We start from the raw sequence: 13,763 nt of genomic DNA, 5'->3' as shown, positions 1-13,763 counted from the left end.
AACACCGGCGAAGCCGGTGCCAGAGGCTGGATGATTCGCGGCTACCTGTCCCTACGCAGGCCGCGTCAGGTTTCGGACACTTCGCTTGCCGCTGGCGTGGCCTTGCTGGATGTCTTCTTCTCCTGCACCACGATGTAGAACTCTTCGCCATGCTTGACCGCACCATACAGCACGGCCTTTTCGATCAGTTCGTTGCCACGCAGGTGGCGCAGCATCATCGGGTCTTTGCGCAGGTCGCGGTACAGCGCCAGGCACAGCAGCACCATCACCACCACGAACGGCAGCGCCACGACGATGGTCAGGTTCTGCAGCCCGGTGAGCGCCTCGCCGGGGTCGCGTGGGTCGCCGATGGCCAGCATGATCGCCGCCACCGTACCGGTCAGCGCGCCCCAGAAGATCACCGTGCGGCGCGATGGCGTGGTGGTGCCGTGCTCCGACAGTGTGCCCATGACCAGCGAGGCGGCGTCGGCACCCGAAACGAAGAAGATGCCCACCAGGATCATTACCAGCACCGATGTCGCCGATGCCAGCGGGTAGCTGTCCAGCAACTGGTACAGCGCATGGTTACTGTTGACTGCGCCATTGGCCAGCTGGAAGGCGCCTTCGCGCAGGGCCTCGATGCTCGCGCCGCCGAAGATGGTGAACCACACCAGGCTGACCAGGCTCGGTACCAGCAATACGCCGGTGACGAACTGGCGGATGGTACGGCCACGGCTGATGCGGGCGATGAACATCCCCACGAATGGCGTCCAGGAGATCCACCAGGCCCAGTAGAACACGGTCCAGCCGGCCAGCCAGCTGTTCATCTGCTCGCCGCCGCTGGCATTGGTGCGGGCCATCATTTCCGGGAGCATCTTGATGTAGATGCCGATCGAGGTCGGCAGCAGGTTGAGCATCAGCAGGGTCGGGCCCACCATGAACACGAATGCCGCCAGTACCAGGGCCAGCACCATGTTGGTGTTGGACAGCCACTGGATACCCTTGCCGATGCCGGACACCGCCGAGGTGACGAAGGCGATGGTCAGCAAGGTGATGACCGAGATGTAGAACAGCTTGCCGGGGTTGTCGATCCAGCCGTTGTATTCCAGGCCGCCGGCAATCTGCAGGGCGCCCAGGCCGAGCGATGCGGCCGAACCGAACAGCGTGGCAAAGATCGCCATCATGTCGATCATGCGGCCCAGCGGGCCGTTGGCATGTTTGCCGATCAAAGGCCTGAAGGCGGCGGAAATCAGCTGCGAGCGGCCCCGGCGGAAGGTGCCGTAGGCAATCACCAGGCCGACGATGGCGTACATCGCCCAAGGGTGCAGGGTCCAGTGGAACAGCGTGGTGGCCATGGCCACTTGCATCGCTTCGCTGGTCTGCCCAGCGGCTGACCCTGGCGGTGGTGACACATAGTGCGAAAGGGGTTCGGCAACGCCGAAGAACATCAGGCCGATGCCCATGCCGGCACTGAACATCATCGCCACCCAGGACACCGTACGGAATTCGGGCTGTTCGCCATCCCGCCCCAGCGGCACCCGGCCGTAGCGGCTGGCGGCCAGCCACAGCACGAATACCACGAACAGGGTGGAGGTCAGCACGAAGAACCAGCCGAAGTTGAGAATGACCCAGGACTGCGCGCTGGAGGCGTTGCTGGCGAGGCTGGCCTGGTTGAGGAAACCCCAGAGGACGAAAGCGATTGCCAGGAGGCTGGTGAAGCCAAAGACGATCCAGTCGAGCTTGCCCTCGAAGTGCCGGTCCTGGCGTGCTTCCGCGGTTTTCGAGGGGTCTGTCACGCCAAGGTCGAGCGTTTCGGTAATGTGTTCCTTTGCCATGAATTTCAGGGCCCTTTTTCTGCCTTACCTGCTGGCGCAGGCTTGTTGTCGTGTGGGCTGCCGGGCTCGCGCACTGCCTCGGCGGGAAACTGCTGACGCGATTATCCTGCGCAGGAAATGCCAGCGCCTGTCCCGATAGCGCCGTAGGGCGTCCATTACGCGACTTGGCAAATACTTTTAGTTCTGGGGGTGATGGCCCTTTCTGCTTCGCGTTCTGGTACCCTGAAGGGCATCAACCGGGCCCGCCCATCCGAGCACCGTAGAAGCGCTGCTGCGTGGGCCTGGCCGTAACAGGAAACGGAGATTCGTCAACATGGCCACTGACCGTGTGAGCCTGATTCATTTCGATAAATTGAGCATGAGCCCTGCCGCTGCCGATCGGTTCCAGAAAGCCCTCGATGCGCTGGAAGCGCTCAAGCTGCAGGACCGTTACGTGTACCTCATCGCTCCTTATCTGGGTGATATCGCCGACGCCTCCGACAGCGAGCAACTGGCCACCGCCCTGGAGCAGGGCTTGCGTGTGGTTGACGAGCTGCTGGCCGCGAGGTCGGTCAGCAAGGTCAAGGCCGAGGACGTACGCCAGGTATTCCAGGGCGCCGCCGCACAGGCGCGGGCAGCCATGCCTGGCTAAGTGGCAGCATGGCCAAAGACATCGACAACCCTTGCGTCTCGCTGTGCCAGCTCAATAGCGAGCTGTGCGTGAGCTGTGGCCGCACCCGCGACGAAATCCGCAAATGGCGGGGCATGAAGCGCCCCGAGAAGATGGCCACCGTGCAGCGGGCGGCCATGCGCATGAAAGTTATCGCCAAGAAAGCGGCCAAGCGGCAGAATGCCGACTGAACCTGCGTATCCTGCACGCGGCCCTTTCTGTTTTGTTGTCTGACGAGCCTGAAATGGATTCTCACTCGCTGTTTGCCTTTACCCTGGTCGCGGCCATCGCGATCGCCAGCCCTGGCCCTGCCACCCTGATGGCCATCAACAACAGCCTTGCCCACGGCCAGCGCAGCGCGATCTGGTCGTCGCTGGGTAATGGCTCGGGCCTGTTCTGCCTGTCGGCTGCAGCCATGCTCGGGCTGGGTGCACTGCTGGCCAGTTCTGAAATGCTCTTCAATGCCGTGAAGATCCTGGGCGCCGGCTACCTGTTCTACCTGGGCGCGCGGCAATTGCTGAAAACCAGCCCGATGCTGGCATCGGGTGGCGCAGAGGGGTTGCCCAAGGTGAGACCGACGCCACTGAAACTGTACAAGTCGGCCTTCTTCACGGCAGTGACCAACCCCAAGGCGACCATGTTCTTCACCGCGCTGTTCCCGCAGTTCATCGACCAGGGCGCGGCATTGCTGCCACAGTTCCTGATCCTGACCGGGATTTTCGTGGCCTTGTCGCTGGTTTCGCTGAGCCTGTATGCGGCGTTGGCGGCACGGGCCAAGGGCGTGCTCACCCGGCCGTCGCTGTCTCGCTGGGTAAGCCGGGTAGTGGGCACGACCTTCATCGGCTTCGGCGCGGCGATCCTGGCGATGCGGCGACAGGGCGCCTGAAGTACGGGTGGTGCAGGCGCGACGCCTGCAGCTTCGGGTCACCAATGCTGGCCGATAGACGGCCAGCAGGATGACCGCAGGTGATCCAGACTGTTTCATGGCGCGCACATAGAGATGCTGCAGCCGACCGAGGGTTGTCCATGATCGAGCGTTGCTTTCGCCACGCCTTGCGGCTGTTGCCGTGCCTGTTGCTGCTGCCCCTGGTGGCGGTGGCAGATGAACCCTGTCGGCGGCTGACGGCCACCGGCAACCCGGAATACCCCCCTTATCTCTGGCGCGACCCGCAAAACCCGCAGCAACTGATCGGTGTCAACGCGGACCTGCTGAAATACCTGGGCAAGCAGCTGGGGCTGGAAATCGAATTGATCTATACCGGGCCGTGGTCGCGCGCGCAGGAAGAAGTGCGCACCGGCCGTATCGACCTGATGGCCGGGTATTTCCTGACCCGGGCCCGCCAGCAACAGATGGACTTCATCGCCCCGCCATTCCTGCACACCCCAAGCGTGGTCTGGGTGCGCCAGGACAGTGCCTTCGCCTACCAGCAATGGGCCGACCTGAAAGGCCACAAGGGCGGCATACTGGTCAGCAACAGCCATGGCCAGCAGTTCGACGACTACGCCAGGGCCAACCTCACCCTCGAAGCAGTACCCGGCGCCAGGCAGGCGTTCGAGAAGTTGCTGCACAAGCGCAGCGATTATGTGGTGTACGAGCAGTATCCCGGCATGGCCCTGGTGCGCACCTTGGGTATCGCGGGGACTGTACGGGTGCTGGAACCGCCAATTTCCAGCGAAGGGCTGTACCTGGCGATGTCGCATCACTCGCCCTGCAACCAGCCCCGGCTGCGTGAGGCGCTGGCGCGGGAGATGGAAAAGATCGTAGCCGGGGCGCTGCCCGAACAGCTGTTGCAGCAGAACCTGGAGCGCTGGCAGTAGGCGCCTGTTGCCTGATCCTACAAGGGCCGCGCCAGCTGTTCGGCCTCCTTGGCTCGGGTCACGTTGACCGTGCCAGGCAGCTTGACGGCGTTCTTCGCGGCGAGGAGCTCGGCCATCACGCTGACCGCGATCTCCGCCGGTGTCTTGCTGCCGATATAGATCCCGATGGGGCCGCGCAGGCGCTGCAGTGAGGCCTCGCTTTCGCCGAAGTGTTCGATCAGGCGCTCACGGCGCAGCTGGCTGTTGCGCCGCGAGCCAATCGCGCCGATGTAGAACGCCGGGCTGTGCAAGGCTTCGAGCAGGGCCAGGTCGTCCAGCTTGGGGTCGTGGCTGACGGCGACGATGGCACTGCGCAGGTCCGGGGCGAAGGCGCGCACCACGTCGTCCGGCATGCCGGCCAGGTGTTTGACGCCGGCAACGTTCCAACCGGCCCGGTACTCGGGGCGTGGGTCGCACAGGGAAACGCTGAAGCCATTGAACAGGGCCATGGTCGCCAGGTATTCGGCCAGCGCGCCGGCACCGATCAGCAGCAAGCGGTAGCCGGGGCCGAGGGTGTTGCATAGGCGCTGGCCATCGAAGCTGAACAGCTCGGGCGTGCTGTTGGCGGCGAGGCTGGCCGCGCCGCTGCGCAGGTCGAGGTCGCGGCGCACCAGGCTGCCGCTGTCCAGGCCTGCCAGCAGTTGCTCCAGGTGCGGCAGCGACGGGGCGAACTCCAGCACCAGTTCGAGCGTGCCACCGCAGGGCAGGCCGAAACGGTGGGCATCGTCGGCGCTGACGCCGTAGCGCACCAGCTGTGGCAGGCCATGGGGCATGCCGGGGCCGCCATAGGCGGTGGTGTAGCGGTGGATGAGGTCGTCTTCGATACAGCCACCGGAGACACTGCCAACCACCCGGCCATCGCTGCGCAGGGCCATCATCGAGCCCACTGGGCGTGGCGAGGATCCCCAGGTGCGGGCGACGGTGGCGAGCAAGGCGCGGTGACCGGCGGCGAGCCAGTCGCGGGTGGTGCGCAGCACCAGCAGGTCGATGCTTTCCATGGTTACTCCGGTAAATCGGATGTTCGGGGGGCCGTACCGGCCTCCACACTTCAACGCATATGCAGGATGATCGGGCTGCTGCTGGCCGGGTCGGTATGCTCACGCAGCTTGCCCACTGCCTGTGCACTCACCGTGCCGCCCTGGTTGCCCCAGGCCGTGCGCACGAAGCTCAGCACGGCGGCAATTTCCTGATCGCTCAACTGTTCACGAAACGCCGGCATGCGATAGGCGTCCGGCAGGCCAGCGGTTACCACCCGCTGTGAACCGTTGAGGGTGATGTTGATTGCCGAGGCGTCTTCCCTGGCCAGTGCCGAGGTGGCGCCGGCCAAGGGCGGCATCCATTCCGCCTGGCCCTTGCCGTCCAGGCCGTGGCACGACGCGCAACGGGTCACATAGGCATGCGCGCCGGGGCTGTCGAGCCGGGTTGCCGCCAATTCGGCCTGGTACTGCCACGCTGTGCCGTCGCGCTGCGGATCGCCAGGCAGCGACTTCAGGTAGTGCGCGATGGCGGCCAGGTCAGCGTCGCTCATGAACTGCGTGGAGTTGTTGAAGGCTTCGGTCATCGAACCGAACACCACGGTGTGGCGATTGCGCCCGGTCTTGAGGAACTGCGCTATTTCCACCTCGCTCCAGCGCCCGAGCCCGGTGTTGTGGTCGGCGCGCAAGCTGGGGGCGTACCAGCCATCGAGCAGGGCACCGGCGAGGAACGGCTTGTCGTTGTCATCCAGGGCCTTCTCGTTGAAGGCCAGGCCGCGCGGGGTGTGGCAGCTGCCGCAGTGGCCAGGGCCCTGGACCAGGTAGGCGCCGCGGTTCCACTGTGCATCCTTGCCGGCCTGGTCGGTGTACGGCGTGCTGGTGGCGAACAGGCCGTTCCACACGGCGATGGGCCAGCGCAGGTTCAGCGGCCAGGGAATGTCGCCGGGCTGGTTTGCCTGCGGTACCGGCTGCACGCCGAGCATGAAGAAGGCATACAGCGCCTTGACATCGTCATCGCCAAGCTTGGCGTAGGACGGGTAGGGCATGGCTGGGTACAGTCGCCGGCCGCCAGGGGCGACGCCGTGGCGCACGGCGCGGTCGAAGTCGGCCAGGCTGTAGCGACCGATGCCATTGTCGCGGTCGGGGGTGATGTTGGTGGCATGAATGGCGCCCAGCGGGGTGGCCATTTTCAGCCCGCCGGCGAACGGCTTGCCGTCCGGCACGCTGTGGCAGGCTACGCAGTCGCTGAGCCGGGCGACGTACTCGCCACGGCTGACCAGTGCCGGGTCGGCGGCCGTGGCCGGTGCGCCGGCAAACGGCGAAACCGGCTCGTGGGTGACATACCAGGCCAGCAGGCCTGCCGCGACCAGGCACGGCAATGCCAGCCAGCCAGCGGTTCTTGCGAAACGATGGGGCATGGTGCGTCCTTGTGCTGTCAGCCGAAGGTATGGCGGCTCAGCGGCAGGCTGCGCACGCGCTGGCCGGTCAATTGCGCGACCGCGTTGACCACTGCCGGAGCGACGGCGGGCAACGGTGGCTCGCCGATACCGCCCATCTTCGCCCCGCTCTCGACGATACGGACATGCACCCGGGCCATGCGCGAGGGCGGCAGGATCGGGTACAGGTCGTAGTTGCGCGCGCGTGGCTTGCCGTCGACGTATACCGCTTCTTCCAGCAGCGTCTGCGACAGGCCCAGGGCGACGGCGCCGTTGACCTGGTGCTCGATGATCGCCGGGTTGACGATGCTGCCCGGGTCGATGGACTGCCAGATGTCGTGCACCTTGACCTGGCCATTTTCGATCGACACCTCGGCAATGACCGCCGCCTCCGAGCCAAACGGCGAGGCCATGGCCACGCCGCGTGCGCGCTTGCTGCCGTCTTCGGCAGTGAACGGCCCGCGTTTCCAGCCGCCGGACAGTTCAGCAACTGCCTGCAACAGGTTGGTCAGGCGCGGGTTGTCGCGCAACAAGTGCAGGCGCAGCTCGAACGGGTCCTTGCCGCCCTTGTCGGCCAGCTCGTCAAGGAACGACTCGTAGAAGAAGTCGTTCAGCGAGTTGCCCACCGAGCGCCAGTAGCCAAGCATGGCCGGGCCTTTGACATAGACCTGGGCGATGCGTTTGTTGGCGATGGCGTAGGACTTGCCCGACAGCCCTTCGAGTGCAGTCGGGTCGAGCTTTTCGCCCTGTTTGCCGGCGAGGGCCTCGGTCGGGCCTTCGGTGGCGCTCACAGCCTCGAGGGCCACCGGCAGGCCGTCGGCATCCAGACCGGCACGGAACTTCACCACGGCCACTGGCCGCAGTACGTCACGCAGGAACTCCTCTTCGCGGCTCCAGATAAGCTTCACCGGTCGGCCAACCGCCTTGGCCAAGGCAATTACCTGAGGGTAGGGGTTGGCCGAGTCGTACAGGAAGTGGCGGCCAAAGAAGCCACCCAGCAACGGCGAATGCAGGGTGATCTGTGCCGGGGCCAGGCCGGTGCGCCGGGCGATGTCGTCACGGAACATGTCTGGCGCCTGGTTGGGCAGCCACACCTCCAGCGAACCATCGGCATTGAAGCGCGCCAGTGCCGAGGGTGGCTCAAGCTGGGCATGGTTGAGGTACTGGTTGTGGTAGGTCGCCTCGACGCGGGTCTTGGCACTGGCCAGCATGCCGGCCACATCGCCCTGGTTTTCCTCGTCGCGGGCCGGTGCTTCGACCGTGGCCAGGTGGTCGCGCCAGCCATCGCTGGAGAAGTCGGCCGGCATCGGCCGTACCGGGCTGTCGGCGGCAGGCTCCTGCCAGTCCACCTGGATGGCTTCCACCGCACGCTTGGCGTGCCACCAGCGCTCGGCAACCACCGCCACGGCGCCTGGCAGCTGGTGCACCGAGTGCACGCCCTGCATGGCCTTGACCTGGTCTTCGTTACGCAGGCTGCCGACAGTCATGCCCAGGCGTGGCGCGTGCTGCACGGCAGCATGGAGCATGCCGTCGACCTTGATGTCGATGCTGTACACGGCCTTGCCGGTGGATTTGTCGTAGGCATCCAGGCGACGTACCGGTTTGCCGATCCAGCGAAACTGGCTGGGGTCGCGCAGCTTGACGCTGGCCGGGTCGGGCACCGGCAGGTCCATGGCCCGCGCGGCCAGTTCACCGTAGGGCACGGAGCGCCCACTCGTGGTATGTACCACGTTACCCGGCGTGGTGGTGAGTTGCTCAACCGGCACGCCGAGCTGCTCGGCGCCTGCCTGCAGCAGCATGGCGCGGGCGAGGGCGCCCAGGCGGCGCATGGTCGGGTAGCTCATGCGTACCGACATGCTGCCGCCGGTGATGCGCATGCCGTTTTCCATCACTACATAGGCTTCCCCAGGCGGCGCGCTATCGACCACGAACCTGGCCGGGTCGACATCCAGTTCCTCACCGACGATCTGGGCCATGGCGGTGAAAGGCCCTTGCCCGCCTTCCATGAACGGGCTGAGCAGACGCACGGTGCCGTCCGGGCGAATCTCCAGGAATGCCGGTACCTGAGTACCGCGTTCGGCGCTGGCTGCGGCCGCTGCCTGCACGCGGGGCGCGCCCATGGGCAGGCCGAAGCCAAGTACCAGGGCGCCGACTGCCGTGCCGGCCAGAAAACGCCGGCGCGACAGGTTGAGGGTCGCGCCCTGCTGCAACTCGAGCAGTTCGGCAGTTGTGTCGACAGGTTTGCGCATCAGGCCTTCTCCCCTTGAGCCAGGTCATGCATGGCGGCATGGATGGCGTTGTAGGTGCCGCAGCGGCACAGGTTGACCATCGCCGCGTCGATCTGCGCGTCACTGGGCCTGGGTGTGTGCTTGAGCAGTGCCGTGGCCGCCATCACCTGACCGGACTGGCAATAACCGCACTGGGCAACCTGGTGCTCGACCCAGGCCGCGACCACCCGCTTGCCCACGGCGTCGGCCTCGATCGCCTCGATGGTGGTCACCTCGCGCCCGACCACACCGGCCACCGGCGTCACGCAAGCGCGCACCACGTTGCCGTCCACCAGCACCGAACAGGCGCCGCACTGGGCCAGGCCGCAGCCATACTTGGTGCCGGTCAGCCCCAGGTCATCGCGGATCACCCACAGCAAGGGCGTGTCGGCGTCTGCCTCGACCTGGTAGGTCTTCTGGTTGATGCGTAGTTCCATGGTTCACCTGCCGTCTACGGTTGCTGTCGCGCTGTCTTTTCTGATTGGGGAATACGCTGTTCCCCGGTCCGGAAACGCTAGCACAGGGGTTGACCGCCGGACTGGTGGACGGGGCAGGTTCAGAGGATCAGGCAAGTAATTCGGTGGAATGCGCAAGCTGGTCGCGCAAACAGGACTTCCGGCGTGAAAACCCGGATAATGCCGGCCACTTTCGTTTTGCACGCTTAAATCACGGTAATCCCGCATGGAAATCAAGGTCAATTTTCTCGACAATCTCCGTCTCGAAGCCAAGTTCGACGACTTCACGGTGATCGCCGATCAACCGATCCGTTACAAAGGTGATGGCTCGGCCCCGGGGCCGTTCGACTATTTCCTGGCGTCCTCGGCCTTGTGCGCGGCTTACTTCGTCAAGCTGTACTGCCAGACCCGCAACATCCCTACCGAAAACATTCGCCTGTCGCAAAACAACATCGTCGACCCGGAAAACCGCTACAACCAGGTTTTCAAGATCCAGGTCGAACTGCCCGAGGACATCTCCGAGAAGGACCGCCAGGGCATCCTGCGTTCCATCGACCGCTGCACCGTGAAGAAGGTGGTGCAGACCGGCCCCGAGTTCGTGATCGAAGTGGTCGACAACCTCGATGCCGATGCCCAGGGCCTGTTGATGCCGGTGTCGGATACCAGCACCTGTATCCCCGGCAAGGACCTGCCGCTGGAGCAGACCATCGCCAACATGTCGGGGATCCTGGCCGGGCTGGGAATGAAGATCGAGATCGCTTCGTGGCGCAACATCGTACCCAACGTATGGTCGCTGCACGTGCGCGACGCCCAGTCGCCAATGTGCTTCACCAACGGCAAGGGCGCCACCAAGGAGGCCGCACTGGCCTCAGCGCTGGGCGAATTCATCGAGCGCCTGAACTGCAACTTCTTCTATAACGATCAGTTCTGGGGGGAGGACCTGGCCAACGCACCGTTCGTGCACTACCCGAACGAGCAGTGGTTCAAGCCAGGGCCACGGGATGCGCTGCCGGTCGAGATCCTCGACGAGCATTGCCTGGCCATCTACAACCCGGACGGCGAGCTGCGCGGCTCGCACCTGTACGACACCAACTCGGGCAACACGGCTCGTGGCATCTGCTCGCTGCCGTTCGTGCGCCAGTCCGACCAGCAGGTGGTGTACTTCCCGTCCAACCTGATCGAGAACCTGTTCCTCAGCAATGGCATGAGTGCCGGCAATACCCTGGCCGAAGCGCAGGTGCAGTGCCTGTCGGAAATCTTCGAGCGGGCCGTGAAGCGCGAGATCCTCGAAGGCGAGCTGTGCCTGCCGGACGTGCCGCAAGAGGTGTTGGCCAAGTACCCGGCCATTGTTGCCGGCATCCAGGGCCTGGAGGAGCAGGGCTTCCCGGTGCTGGTCAAGGATGCTTCGCTGGGGGGCGCGTTCCCGGTCATGTGCGTGACCCTGATGAACCCGCGTACCGGTGGCGTATTCGCCTCGTTCGGTGCCCATCCGAGCCCGGAAGTGGCGCTGGAGCGCAGCCTTACCGAACTGCTCCAGGGGCGCAGCTTCGAGGGCCTCAACGACCTGCCGCAGCCGACCTTCGAAAGCCACGCGCTGACTGAACCGAACAACTTCGTCGAGCATTTCATCGACTCCAGCGGCGTGGTGTCGTGGCGCTTCTTCAGCGCCAAGGCCGACTTCGAGTTCGTCGAGTGGGACTTCTCCAGCCATGGCGAGGACTCCAACGTGCAGGAGGCCGCGACCCTGTTCGGCATCCTCGAAGACCTGGGCAAGGAGGTGTACATGGCCGTGTACGACAACCTTGGCGCCACCGCCTGCCGCATCCTGGTGCCGGGTTACTCGGAAATCTACCCGGTAGAGGACCTGATCTGGGACAACACCAACCGCGCCCTGTCGTTCCGTGCCGATATCCTCAACCTGCACAGCCTCGACAACCGCGCCCTCAAGCTGCTGCTCAAGCGCCTGGACAACTGCGATGTCGATGACTACACCACCATCACCACGCTGATCGGCGTGGAGTTCGACGAAAACACGGTCTGGGGCCAGCTCACCATTCTGGAACTGAAGCTGCTGATCTGCCTGGCAGTGCAGCGCTTCGAGGATGCCAAGGAACTGGTCGAGGCGTTCCTGCAGTTCAACGACAACACCGTCGAGCGTGGGTTGTTTTACCAGGCATTGAACGTGGTGCTGGAAGTGTTGCTCGACGACGAGCTGGAAATGGACGACTACGAGGCCAACTTCCGGCGTATGTTCGGCAACCCGCGCATGGACGCGGTGTTGGGCTCGGTGGATGGAAGCGTGCGTTTCCATGGTCTGACCCCGACCAGCATGAAGCTCGAAGGCCTCGACCGCCACTTGCGTCTGATCGAGAGCTACAAAAAGCTGCATGCGGCTCGGGCCAGGCTGGCCTGATCACGCGTCACTGCTGATATCGCCAGGGCCGCTTTGCGGCCCATCGCGACACCCGGCTGTCCCTGCGACGCGCCCGTATAGATCGGTTTCAAATAGCCGCTATCCCCAATCTGTCTTGTCGCTTCGCCTGCCAGGCGCGTAGCGTCTTGCTTCTATCCCCTCAATCCATGGCGTGTGACCGCCAGAAGGATCTCGGCCGCGCACCTTGAAAAGGCGCAGACCATGAACACCTCTTTGGATACCAATGCCCTGAAAGCCCGCCAGCAAGCCATATGGGCCAGTGGCGACTACGCGGTAATCGGCACCACCATGCAAATCGTCGGCGAGCGCCTGGCCGAGGCCTGTGACCTGCGCTGGGACGAACAGGTTCTGGATGTTGCCGCCGGCAATGGCAACGTTACCCTGGCCGCAGCTCGACGCGGTTGCCGCGTCACCTCCACCGACTATGTGCCCGAGCTGCTCAAGCGCGGCGAAGAACGGGCGCGGGCCGAGCGCCTCGATGTGGTGTTCCAGACCGCCGATGCCGAAGCACTGCCGTTTGCCGATGGCACCTTCGATGCGGTGCTGTCGACCTTCGGCGTGATGTTCGCCCCCGACCAGGCCCAGGCTGCGCGCGAACTGAGCCGGGTGTGCCGGCCCGGTGGCCGGATCGGCCTGGCCAACTGGACCCCGCAAGGCTACGTCGGGCAGATGTTCAAGACCCTGGGGCGGCATGTGCCACCGCCTGCCGGGGCCTTGCCGCCCTCGCGCTGGGGCGATGAGGAACAATTGCGCGTGCTGTTCGAAGGCGCGTTTGACGCGTTGCAGGTCAGCCGTCAGCTGTTCAACTTCCGCTATCGCTCGGCGGCGCATTACCTCGAGGTGTTCCGCACCTGGTTCGGACCGATGCGCACGGCCTTTGCCTCGCTGGAGCCGCAGGCGGCCGCGGCGCTGGAGCGTGACCTTACCGAATTGCTGAATGCCTGCAATGTGGGCGGCCCGACGTCACTGGTGGTGCCGAGCGAATACCTGGAGGTGGTGATCACTCGCGGCCGTTAGCAGGGGTTCCTTCGAACGCCTCTGCCGGTGGTGGCGCGGCCTGGACATTGAACAGTTTGCATATGAAGTACCAAGCGATGGCAACTGTCAGGTTGTAAGGGAACAGCACCGCCCAGAATGGCAGTTGCCAGTTCTTCTTGCCCTGCATTTCACCGGGCTCGCCGGTTCGCCAGGGGGCATAGTGGCGCCAGGCTTCGGCCGGGGTCAGGCAAATGGCGTGCAGAGGCTTGTGCCACCAGTTGGGTTCGCCGGGAGGGGGGAGTCTGTCCGGGCCGTGGTCCATGAAGTGACGGAGGTATTCCCATACTTCGGCGACATGCTGGACGTCGGAGTCGGTGGGTTCGTTGCTGTCGACCCAGAGGCAGTCCGTCTGGTGGAGGCTGCCGTCCGCTCGGCGTGGGGCGAAGGCAAGTGCATAACTGGTGGAAAAGGATGAACCACCGAACTCGGTGCGTTTAAATATACCGCCGACCGTATTGTTCCAGTCGAAGATGAACAGTTTGCCTATTCGTTGATAATATATTTTTTTCGAGTACCTGTTAAAGTATATGGCTGATAGTCGTTTGATGAAATATAGTCTATAAAATAAAAATGGCGAAAATAGGAAGGGGGCTAATAGGAACATGATCGAAATTTCGTAATCACTGTCATAGGTTAATTGCTCTGTGAGAGCGGTTGGGTATGTATAGGCTGCCGTCGACAGAATCATTGCAACGTACATTTTTCCCATGAAAACGGAGTCGTTAACCCAAGGATTGCGCAGGCAGAGGTAATTATGTTTGATGTGATCGACCTGGCCCAGGATTCTGGGTGATAGGTTTTGTTTCATAGTGGGGGTGAATAACCAGGTTGTCGACATA

General features: G+C 63.9%; 12 protein-coding genes. 6 read left to right on the top strand and 6 right to left on the bottom strand.

Going from position 1 to position 13,763, the window contains the following annotated elements; translation table 11 throughout:
* Nucleotides 1-65: 65 nt before the first annotated feature.
* Nucleotides 66-1,814 (bottom strand): BCCT family transporter, encoded by a 1,749-nt coding sequence (locus tag HU760_RS14600; protein ID WP_186679968.1) that lies wholly within the window; start codon nucleotides 1,812-1,814, stop codon nucleotides 66-68.
* A 313-nt stretch (nucleotides 1,815-2,127) separates the two neighbouring features.
* Here HU760_RS14600 and HU760_RS14595 point away from each other — a divergent pair, with 313 nt between their 5' ends.
* The 4 genes from HU760_RS14595 to HU760_RS14580 all read left to right on the top strand — a co-directional run bounded on the left by HU760_RS14595 (nucleotide 2,128) and on the right by HU760_RS14580 (nucleotide 4,281).
* Nucleotides 2,128-2,445, top strand: a complete 318-nt coding sequence (locus HU760_RS14595; RefSeq protein ID WP_186679970.1) for a hypothetical protein — start codon at nucleotides 2,128-2,130, stop codon at nucleotides 2,443-2,445.
* Nucleotides 2,446-2,453: 8 nt separating this feature from the next.
* Nucleotides 2,454-2,654, top strand: a complete 201-nt coding sequence (locus HU760_RS14590) for a DUF1289 domain-containing protein (protein ID WP_186679972.1) — start codon at nucleotides 2,454-2,456, stop codon at nucleotides 2,652-2,654.
* 53 nt (nucleotides 2,655-2,707) lie between these two features.
* Nucleotides 2,708-3,349: a LysE family translocator gene (locus tag HU760_RS14585; RefSeq protein ID WP_186679975.1), complete on the top strand. Its 642-nt coding sequence runs from the start codon at nucleotides 2,708-2,710 to the stop codon at nucleotides 3,347-3,349.
* Nucleotides 3,350-3,489: 140 nt separating this feature from the next.
* Complete coding sequence (locus HU760_RS14580; protein ID WP_186679979.1) at nucleotides 3,490-4,281, top strand: substrate-binding periplasmic protein; 792 nt, start codon at nucleotides 3,490-3,492, stop codon at nucleotides 4,279-4,281.
* Between the two features lie 17 nt (nucleotides 4,282-4,298).
* Here the strand turns inward: HU760_RS14580 and HU760_RS14575 are convergent, their stop codons facing one another.
* From HU760_RS14575 to HU760_RS14560, 4 genes are read right to left on the bottom strand one after another with little or no spacing between them, the layout of a single operon-like run.
* Complete coding sequence (locus tag HU760_RS14575) at nucleotides 4,299-5,318, bottom strand: XdhC family protein (protein WP_186679980.1); 1,020 nt, start codon at nucleotides 5,316-5,318, stop codon at nucleotides 4,299-4,301.
* A 50-nt stretch (nucleotides 5,319-5,368) separates the two neighbouring features.
* Nucleotides 5,369-6,712: a c-type cytochrome gene (locus HU760_RS14570; protein ID WP_186679983.1), complete on the bottom strand. Its 1,344-nt coding sequence runs from the start codon at nucleotides 6,710-6,712 to the stop codon at nucleotides 5,369-5,371.
* Nucleotides 6,713-6,729: 17 nt separating this feature from the next.
* Nucleotides 6,730-8,979: a xanthine dehydrogenase family protein molybdopterin-binding subunit gene (locus HU760_RS14565; RefSeq protein ID WP_186679985.1), complete on the bottom strand. Its 2,250-nt coding sequence runs from the start codon at nucleotides 8,977-8,979 to the stop codon at nucleotides 6,730-6,732.
* Nucleotides 8,979-9,434 carry a (2Fe-2S)-binding protein gene (locus tag HU760_RS14560; protein WP_186679987.1) on the bottom strand — a complete coding sequence of 152 codons (456 nt, stop codon included), beginning with the start codon at nucleotides 9,432-9,434 and terminating at the stop codon, nucleotides 8,979-8,981. Before HU760_RS14560 ends, HU760_RS14565 begins: the two co-directional genes overlap by 1 nt.
* A gap of 244 nt (nucleotides 9,435-9,678) precedes the next feature.
* On the opposite strand from HU760_RS14560, the gene HU760_RS14555 reads away from it, so the two are divergent.
* On the top strand, nucleotides 9,679-11,865 hold the full coding sequence (locus HU760_RS14555) for an OsmC domain/YcaO domain-containing protein (protein ID WP_186679989.1): 2,187 nt from the start codon (nucleotides 9,679-9,681) through the stop codon (nucleotides 11,863-11,865).
* A 222-nt stretch (nucleotides 11,866-12,087) separates the two neighbouring features.
* Entirely contained in the window at nucleotides 12,088-12,903 is an 816-nt protein-coding gene (locus tag HU760_RS14550; protein WP_186679991.1) for a class I SAM-dependent methyltransferase, read from the top strand.
* Here the strand turns inward: HU760_RS14550 and HU760_RS14545 are convergent.
* Entirely contained in the window at nucleotides 12,887-13,762 is an 876-nt protein-coding gene (locus HU760_RS14545) for a DUF6708 domain-containing protein (protein WP_186679993.1), read from the bottom strand. The two genes, HU760_RS14550 and HU760_RS14545, sit on opposite strands and share 17 nt — an antisense overlap.
* Nucleotide 13,763: the final 1 nt, after the last annotated feature.

This window comes from Pseudomonas oryzicola, from assembly GCF_014269185.2.
Lineage (GTDB): Bacteria > Pseudomonadota > Gammaproteobacteria > Pseudomonadales > Pseudomonadaceae > Aquipseudomonas > Aquipseudomonas oryzicola.
This window is presented reverse-complemented; position numbering and strand designations above follow the sequence as displayed.